The organism is Candidatus Liberimonas magnetica (assembly GCA_020523885.1).
Classification (GTDB): Bacteria; Elusimicrobiota; Endomicrobiia; order Endomicrobiales; family JAFGIL01; genus Liberimonas; species Liberimonas magnetica.
The window spans coordinates 228555-237938 of sequence record JAJAPY010000001.1 but is presented as its reverse complement, the minus strand read 5'-3'; the positions used below and the strand labels follow the sequence as shown (position 1 = coordinate 237938).

Below are 9384 nucleotides of genomic sequence, written 5' to 3'. Positions count from 1 at the left end.
GTTTCCCTCCACAAATAAAAAACCCAGCTTTTTTATTTAGCTGGGTTTCCTATCCATAAATTATTTGTATTTAAATTAATTACACTCGGATCAAGGCTGCCTCTGGGCAGTAGAAATAACATTAAAAATAAAACTAATATATAAAACTCGATACTATCCCTGGGGCTTACCCCTAACTTAAAAACCTCTCCCTGCCACAGTGCCTCTGTATAACAAAAAAGATTTGCAGCTGAAACTTGAGCCTGTGCAAAACCTAGATTTTCATTCTTTTCATACTGCGTTATAGAACCTGAAGCAGCCGCCCTGTCATTATTTCTGATATCTTTTTTCGGCAGCGATTTCTTGCTCGCCTTCGGCGATACTCCTTTTGCTATGCATTGCGCTATATAGAAGCCGTTTACAATATTCTGGCTGAACTCTAATATATTATAATATTCCGCCATAAACGGTTTGTCGGTAAAGATTTGAGCGCTCAGCATTAACGCCTTCATCTCTACAGCGTTATAGGCCGGCACTAGAGATCCTAACAGTAAAAAGGCTACAACAAACCAGGTTGTAACCTTATGGCTTTTCTTTGATATTCTAAATAATGATTTTAAATAAATTTTATGCATAAAATATTTCTTATTTTTTTACTGCGCTTTCTTTGTTCGACCGGGCGATTTTTGTTTTTGCGTCATTAAGGACTGAAAATAGTTTAACAAAGTTTATAGGCTTTTTTATGAATTTATCAGCTCCAAGGCCGATAGCATTATCTTCTTCTTCGCTCGATGAAACTATGATAACCGGTATTTTGTAGGTATTGGGGTTCGATTTCAGCTCTTTTAAAATGTTAAGGCCGTTTATATCGGGCAAGTAAAGGTCCAGGGTCACTATGTCGGGTTTTTTCTCTCTTAATTCCTTTATCGCATCTGCTCCCGTATAAGCGACATCTGTCTGATACCCCTCATTCTCAAGCCTGTCCCTTATCAAGTTCGCCATATCTTGCTCGTCTTCAATTATCAATACCATCGTTCCCATTTATATCATCCCCTTTTTCTGACAGTATCAAACCTTTAATCCAAATTCACCAAGCGTTATAAAAAATAGACTTTTTGTCTTGATAAAGTTATACTGACAACGTGTAAACAAATAATAAATTATTTGTGAAAAATATGTGAAATCTGTAAAATATTTGAAAAATGCTTTCGAAACATATGCGGCCAGCAGGTTTTGTAATAAATGGCGAAATATGGCTTTAAATGATTGAATAAACATTTTTTGCTTATTCTGGCTTGATCTATTTACCTGGAGCGGAATAGGGTAGATGGAGTCATTGTTCAGGATTGAAATGAAATGATGGGTAATTAAATATCTATTTATTTTTTCCGAAGAAGTTTTTATAATGTTAGTTATCTTTATTGAAGTCTTCGCCTATTTTCAATTCACCTGTAGAAAATGTAGAGATTTCAATGTTATATTTTATCTCTTTCCCGTCAACAGATGCGGGGTTTTTCACTTTCATTTTTCCGAATACTGACACATCTTTTCCTGCCAGTTCCTTAAGCCCGTCTTTATTTCCTTCTAAAACAAAATTCCCAGACAAATTATTAATTATCAATAGCCCGGCTTTTGAAATCAGAAGTTCTCCTCGGACTTTTGAAAACAATAAAGACTTATCAACAGGTTTTACAATAATTGGTTTCTTATCTTTACAACCAGCCATTGGAAACAGGAACGAAAGAAAACCGACAAATAACAAGAAACTTTCTGGTAACCTTTTAAAAAGCACAATACCTGCTATTACTATTTTTTGGGACTATTGGAGGTTCAATTCGCTCAGTTTATCATCATTATTATATATATCTTTTGCGACAAACATCATATAGTTATTTAATCCCGGGATCAACAAATTGGGATTAGGCACAGTTAAATGGCCCGTAACTACTACGTCTAAATCTGCACTTGCCAGCTTCTTAAATTTTTCTGCAGAGTATTTTGGGTCGTCAGCTCTTAAAGCATATAAATCTCCGTATTTATCCTGTATCAATAGATTAAGGCCTCGAATTTGTTTGCTCCCTCCCTGAAAAACTATACAATTCACAACTTTTAATTTGCCGCTTATAACTTCCAGGATTGAATCTTTAGGCAATCCCAATTTAGCAAACACCTTTGCTTTTATTTCAGCCTTTTCCCTGAGCTTTTCTTTTATTGCCTGGGCAACCTGTGCAGTCATTATTTCTCCGGCATTAAAATCTTTAGTATCGAAACTCTCTACTTCAATATCTGCCCTGATTTTCACCTTGTTAAGCATATTTGTTTCAGCCTTCACAAGTTTTCCAAAGAGATAGACTTCAGTTTTTTTGTTCGCATATTTTTTTAGCCTATCCATATCTTTATCTTTGGTATATATAATGTAGTTATTTATGCCGTTTGGGGTTGTAAGAACTAGTTTGTCCGCAAGAATTGAAATTGTACCGTGAGCTTTTATTTTCAAAGGAGCTTCTTGAATTAATAATTTACGGGGTTTAAAAGTTTTTTTTGCAAGATAACTAACAAATATCGGGCCTAAGCCAGCCACAAGGGCAATTATTATTACTCCTGATAAAACAATCTTTAACATCCTGGATTTTGTTTCTTCCATTATTAGCTCCTCCCATTTATATTTATTAAAGTTATTTTATTTTACATAATTATAATTTATATGTCAAATTTTTTATCAAAAAACCTATACAAAAACAAAAGCCCTGGGTTTTAAACTCAGGGCTTTTGTTAGTATGATGTATCTTGACTTCTTCTCGCTGGCTGGTTCTTAGAAATTGATCTGTCCAGAGGCAATTCCTCTTAGTAAGTTCCATCCAGTCCGCCAGTCGCTTTGAACACCTACCTGGCTCCACACGTTTGCTGCCATAAAATTCACCATGCTCTTATAGAACTCGGAATTCTGGGCAAACCATTCGCTGGTTACTTGTTCTGCATTAGTACCTATCTTATAGCCGCCGTCATTCATCGACATAGTGAGATGGCCGTTAACATCAGCCTGAACGTTGCCGGAAATAATTATCTCGTTATTTCCGCTTGCTAAACCAGACTGTATGTTTGCAGCTGTTGCAGCGTCGACTTCTACATAGATCTCTTCGCCGTCTGCAGCCTGAAAGCCTCTGCCGTCAAACATATCTATCTTGTCAGCTTTTACTACAACGTAATTCTTGCCGTTTATGTTTACAACACTCTGTATCTTTCCTGCAACAAGCGGGTCATAGGAACCCAGGTTATGGGCATTGCCATAGCTCCCGTTAAGCAATGAAAGAGTGGCTTTTGTGTCAGTGAATACCTTGGTTAAAGCTTCTTTGGTTGTAGAATTGTTGCCTACGCCAAGTTTGCCAAGCTCATTTATTGCTTTGCAAAGGTCCTTGACAGCCTGAGCGTCCTTATCTCCTATAGAATTAGTCCCGGTCAGAGCAGCAGCGATATCATCTACAGAGAGGTTCGTAAAGGTTTTCTGATGGTCGATCATATAAGAGGCTAAAGCAGTCATCCTCTCAGTGCTCAAATTCGCAATTGTATTAAGGTACCCTAATCTGGCCACCTCGTTAAAACACTTATTTAGATCAGTTAAATCGGCAGCTTTTAATGCTGTTCCTGCGGTCCCTACAATTTTCGCCAATCCATTCAGTCCATTGGCTAATGATTCAGCCAGACTGGAAGAGATATTAGCTGAACCAAGAGCAGCAGTAATATTAGCTGCGGTAATGGTTGCAATAGTCTTTCTATTGTTAGTCATCCAGGTCTTCAATATAGTCTGTAGATCGGGAGATAAACCATTCCAGGCAGCGGCTCCAGCCATAATGGTTGAACCATTATATGTTTCCAAATTAACGCCGCCGGTAGTCGAACCGGTTGTTCTCAGCATTATAGTCACTACGTTCTGAGTAGCATTATTGCCTCCGACCTGACCGGTAACACTGGCATCTTGGGAGAAATCAAGCTGTATCTGATTTCCCTGCACTGCTACGGTTGACATTGTTTGTATTTTAGCGACAGCATCTGTGACTCTTTGAGCTAAGCTTCCCAGGGCTTTAAAACCAGCAAAGAAAAGATCTACGCCGCCCTTGTAAGCCAGTGCATTGCCCCAGCCCTGCGCACCAACGACTTTCATAGCACCTATTAATTTGTCTTTATCGGCGTCCTGCATAGTTACACCTGCCGCGGTTAAAGCACCTGTAAGCTGTTCTTTAGTCATATTCGCGAAGGTTGTATCATTGGTAGTAACACTGTCACTGTTAGATGCAAGAGCCTGAATATAATTCATAAAAAGAAGCTTCTGTGCAGCAGTCATATTGTTTATGATAGACAATGCAGCTGAAGCATTCATAACGGACGATGCCGGTGCAGACAATTGTGCGTTGATTTGATCAGTATGTGTAGCATTATAATCGGCTACTGTCTGCGCGGTATAATCCTTTGTATATAGAGGTAATCCTGTTACATCTGTAACATTAACTGTGCTGATTGCCAGTTTGCCACCTGAGCTTGTAAAACCCAGAGTAAAACTTCCATTATTACCGGCTTCTGACATAGCACGTCTTAGATTATTCATATCAGCAGTATTTGCAGCTGTGGAGTTAAGTCCCAGCATCTTAGCAAGTGAAGCATCATTCATGCCGTTCATGGTGCTCACACTTATTGAAAGGCCGGATATTTTTTTGACCATATCATTGCTTGCACTCAACGCGTTTAAAGCATCCAGGCCGCCGGAAAGGAAAGCGCTGTAAGCCGCCTGCACTTTCGCTTCAACAGCCGCATTATTAGACAAATCTGCGGCTGAAAAACCGCTTACCGTAATAGAGTCACGGCCGCCAGGCCCGCAAAACACTGTCAGGCTGTATGCTTTATCTTTATCTGCCGTAGGGTTATACTGCATTACGCTGACCCTGGTGCCAGTGGTGTCGTAATTGTCCTGCCGCACCATTATGCCGTTAGCGTCATACATTTGAAATAAACGGCCTACGCCGTCATATTTTGTAACTGTATTTTTCTTAGCATCAAAATCCTGAACCATAATACCGTTGTCTGATACCGTTCTGGTGATGTCCCCTACCTGGATTGTGTAGGAAGTAAATGAAACCTGTGAAAACGTCATCAGGCAGATTGCAACGCACAAAATTTTACTAATTATTGTCTTCATTGTTGTTCCTCCTTAAATTTGGTTATAGACATTTTGCGGCTGTCTAAAAAACCGTCCGCTGGCCCTTATAGGGCAGAGACAAGGAGGAGAGGTATGTCGCTTCTCGGCATAAGAGGTTTAAATAAAAAGATAAGTGAAGTTAAAGGAAGGATAGTTAACGTAAAATCTGTAGAAGGGGCAAAAAGTAAACCTTTAAGCAAGTCATAGTCGCTAAATACCGTATCTAAGTAATATTTTAATTCTATGTCTTTTATTGTGCGCAATACTATAGGTACTCTGTTGGGCAGGTTGAGCAGGTATTCAGTCGAAGCTGATTTATTGCGGCTCTCGTTATTTTTTTGGGAATCTTTTGCGGTTGTAATATCTGGAACAGGGATTATATAATGCGCTATCAAAACACTAATCTCCATAATCGGTATAAAGACATAGGAATAGACCAGTGACTTCTGGCATCTGTCCATACCGCTAAAAAGTGCCTGAGCGTTTAGCTTAGGAGCCGCTGCGTTGAGCAGCAACAACAAGGGCAAATAGATGGAAAATAGTTTTTTTGTTGTAAAGTATTTCATTGAATTTCCCTTGCTTCTCTTACATTATAGCATAAACTTGTAAAAAATCAATGAAAAAGTTGTGAAATATTTGTGAACTTTAATTTTGGATTGTACATCTTACTTCATGATATTTAAAAAATCAGCTATAGCACCTTGAAGCATATTATATGAATTTACAGCTATATTCTTTTGTGTATCAAGAGCCTCGCTGAATGTCCCATTGTTATATTCTTTTGCTACAACCTTATCATGGGAAGCCACAGTAGTAAGGTCTACAGTACCGATAAGCCCCTTTCCTGAGACTATGTCTATACTTGCGGCGTAGGTATGTTCCATAGCGCCGCCTGGATTAACGCTGTAGTTTATAATTAAAGAACCTTGTATTCCCGCCTCCTGTATCTTTTTTCTGATGTCTTTAAGAAATCCTGCAGTACCGGTACCTGAAACATCCCATCCAAAAAGGGCGCATAACTGCTGGTCATCCCCGGTATTAATCAAGTTCGGGCTCACTTTGATACTGGCTATAGTTTTTACAAGGCTTGCCAGTTCGGATGAAAATTGGCTTTTTCCGGAAGAGATATCCGCTATGCTGTTTCCGTTAGCAATGGCATTCCAAAACTTTTGAGCAAGGGCCGTATTTTCTACCTGATCTTTTGCAACGGTTATTTCAGTCTGATCCCGGCCTGCCGTACCTTCTCCGACATAAAAAGTTGTAATAGTGTTTTTATAATTATCCAAGGATTTCATGACTTGAACTGTTTCATCAGTGTTATATATGTAAGCATTTTGAAGTATATCTTCCTTGTATAAAGCGGTAACTTTACCGGCCTGGTCATATACTTTAGTTACTACGCCATTAGCCGCGATTTGGGATTTATCTATTTCAAGAATAACGTTGCCGTTTGCTGAATACCAGCGGGTAACGGAATTAACCTCTTTGGAAAAAGATGCCTGTTTCTTATAAGAAACAAATAAATCCTCTTTTGTTTGATTATTATCGCCGGTCAAAGTTGTATCAATCGCGGGTGTATTCACGTTACTTACAGCTCCGGCGCTGGTTATACCAGCAGCAGCTTGCAGAGAAGTAAGGTCCAACATTTTATCAACCCGTGTGCCGCCAACAACAAATAAATCGGCATCCTGGGCTTGAATGCCTGCGGCATAGACTTTGCCGTCATTGGCTGAATTAGGGCCAAAAGTTATTGAAACAGTACCGCTGTCCCCGGCATTTTTTGCCCTTGCCCTGACATCAGTTATGTATGTCTGTGTATCAGGAGCGTCCGCATTCCAGCCTAAAAGGTTAATTAGCTGTTCATCAGTGAGCGCTCCTATTCTTTTTGCATTTATATTCATTGTTTTAATCGATTTTGCAAAATCTGCAAGTTCACCCGTACCGGCAGATACATCAGCCAGGCTTTGGCCGTTATCTATCACTGCGGACCAAAGTTGATCTGCCAAAACCGCATTTTCCTTTTGATCTCTTGTTACCGTGATAGATGTCCTGTCCTGCCCGGAAACCCCATCTCCTATAAATATTGTAGTTGTATAGCCGCTGCCGTCATTGTTGTCTATAGACACTATACTTTGCAGTTTTCCGTTTTCATCGTAATAATACTTTGACTCTGATAAACCCATACCCTGGCTCTCTAAACTGTTTGAATTTCCTGTACTTTCGCTCTTATTCACTGCATTTCTCATTTTGTTTGCATAATCAGCATTCGCCGGCGTATCAGAGGGATTAAGCAATTCTGCTTCCTGGGTTTGGCGGCCAAAATCATAAAACACATATTTATCCATACGGTAATCATAAAAACCGGACAATTTGCCGTTATTGTCATATATCCAATCTTTTACTTTTACATTATTGACAGTGGTACTTATGCTTTTTCCGGTTATATCGTACCACGTAATCTCATTTGTCCTCAATTCAGAAGAGTATATAAGGGTTGATCCGTCATAACCATACTTTGCTACAACCGCTCCCAGCTTTGATACCGTCTCCGTCTGTTTGCCGTCCTTAAAATAGGTTATATCTCCGTTACTTATGCCGTCTACCAGGCTGATTGATCTATCTAATACTTTTATTTGCTTTTCATTTAGTACATAGTAATATTCGTTTGTTTTTTTACCATCCCAGCTTTCAGTAAAAGTCATATTGCCGTCTTTGTCATAGAACGTTTTATTTCCGTAAACATCTTCTTTATGGTCCAGGTTCCCAGCTGAATCATATTTATAATTGGCGACAACAGCTCCCTCAAAGTTTATATCACACTGCGGTTTATTATTGGCGTTAAAAACGGTTTTTGTCTGGGTAAGAGCATCTACTATCATGTGGACTGATTTTCCGTATTGATCAAACTGGCGTTCGTTACTAAGGTTATATTCATATTTAAAGCCTGATTCGTTGTTATTGTTGTCACTAATGTCATATTTCACTTTGTTGTTTTTGCCTTTCATAACATCTTCAGCGGTGGCGATAGTGCCGTCCTGTTTTCTTATTGTAACCGCATACTCTTTTGTTATCTGGCCGCCATAGCCAAATTCATTATATCCCGTGATTTCCCCTTTGTCATTTCTTACAACCTGCCTGTTTGTCCCTGTGATAAACTGAGTTTCAGTTTTAAGCTTACCCTTTTCATCATAGATTTTTGATGCGGCAATTTGCTGCAATGAAAACTGCATCTCTCCGTTTTTCGCGATCCTCAACGACAGAGCGCCGTCAGGTGAATAATAGAGCCTGTTGCCGTCTTTGTCCTTTGCGGCTATAGGTATACCCGGGACTATAGTGAACATTTCACTAGGCTTGCCGTAATTTGCCTGATCGATATTCTCTATCTGGACCCCTCCCGGGCCATAAGTATAGGCTGATCCCTGGCCCATGTCCCAGGCTGCAAAAACAAAAGGGTTCGGGATTAACATCAAAGCCGCTGTTGCCAAACTCACAACTTTGTTTAATTTTTCTGTGATCTTCATATTATTTTCCTTTTACAAATTAAAAACCCAACCATGCTTTAAATCAGGATTGGGTTAATAATTGTAAGATATTTATATATGACGTCTTTATTTATTACATTGTTCACTAACATACTATCCACATCTAAACTGCTTCTCGGCAATGTGAGTATTGACAAGAGATTTAAAACGTAGAAATTCATCGGTAGCGTCAGGCAGTAATCATAAACCTTTAAATTTATAGAACTGACAACATCAGGCATATTAAGGCTGTAGCCGTTAAATACCTTGCTGATTACATAAAAACCTATTTCAACCGGCCACTTCACGCTGCCGGTTAAACAATAAGCGAGATTGGTATCAAACAGCTTACCTGTGTTTTTGCTATTTTTGGTTATAGGTTTGCCATTCTGGTCAAAATCGTTATCTTTAAAAAACCCCTTCATAACTACATTGTTCAATTGTGAAAGGGTTAGGACTTCAAGAACATTAGGAGTATGGCCGATCACATCCAGGCTCACGAATAAAGCACGAATCTCATAGTTCGACATTGGAGCTATTGTCCCCAATAAAAGAAACCCTATGACAATAACCTTTATCATATTCTTTCCAGTTATTTTAGGAAATAGATGTGTCGTCATATATTACCTCAACAATTTAATACTCTAATACTGTGAAAAACATTTGAACGAATTGTAAAAAGATTGTGAAATCAAA

General features: G+C 39.0%; 8 protein-coding genes. All 8 read right to left on the bottom strand.

The features are described from left to right. Positions 1 to 32 precede the first annotated feature (32 nt). A complete protein-coding gene (locus LHV68_00660) occupies positions 33 to 614 on the bottom strand; it encodes a hypothetical protein (GenBank protein MCB4790378.1) in 582 nt (193 codons plus the stop codon). Positions 615 to 624: 10 nt separating this feature from the next. Next, complete coding sequence (locus LHV68_00655; protein ID MCB4790377.1) at positions 625 to 1020, bottom strand: response regulator; 396 nt, start codon at positions 1018 to 1020, stop codon at positions 625 to 627. A 367-nt stretch (positions 1021 to 1387) separates the two neighbouring features. Next, a complete protein-coding gene (locus LHV68_00650) occupies positions 1388 to 1771 on the bottom strand; it encodes a hypothetical protein (protein MCB4790376.1) in 384 nt (127 codons plus the stop codon). 27 nt (positions 1772 to 1798) lie between these two features. After that, the gene (locus LHV68_00645; GenBank protein MCB4790375.1) at positions 1799 to 2623 is read right to left on the bottom strand and encodes a hypothetical protein; all 825 of its coding nucleotides are present in this window, start codon (positions 2621 to 2623) and stop codon (positions 1799 to 1801) included. A 168-nt stretch (positions 2624 to 2791) separates the two neighbouring features. After that, positions 2792 to 5167, bottom strand: coding sequence for a hypothetical protein (locus tag LHV68_00640; protein ID MCB4790374.1), 2376 nt, complete (start codon positions 5165 to 5167; stop codon positions 2792 to 2794). Between the two features lie 65 nt (positions 5168 to 5232). Continuing rightward, positions 5233 to 5733 (bottom strand): hypothetical protein, encoded by a 501-nt coding sequence (locus tag LHV68_00635; GenBank protein ID MCB4790373.1) that lies wholly within the window; start codon positions 5731 to 5733, stop codon positions 5233 to 5235. Positions 5734 to 5832: 99 nt separating this feature from the next. After that, positions 5833 to 8688: a hypothetical protein gene (locus LHV68_00630; protein MCB4790372.1), complete on the bottom strand. Its 2856-nt coding sequence runs from the start codon at positions 8686 to 8688 to the stop codon at positions 5833 to 5835. Between the two features lie 38 nt (positions 8689 to 8726). Continuing rightward, positions 8727 to 9308, bottom strand: coding sequence for a hypothetical protein (locus LHV68_00625; protein ID MCB4790371.1), 582 nt, complete (start codon positions 9306 to 9308; stop codon positions 8727 to 8729). Between the last annotated feature and the right edge of the window lie 76 nt (positions 9309 to 9384).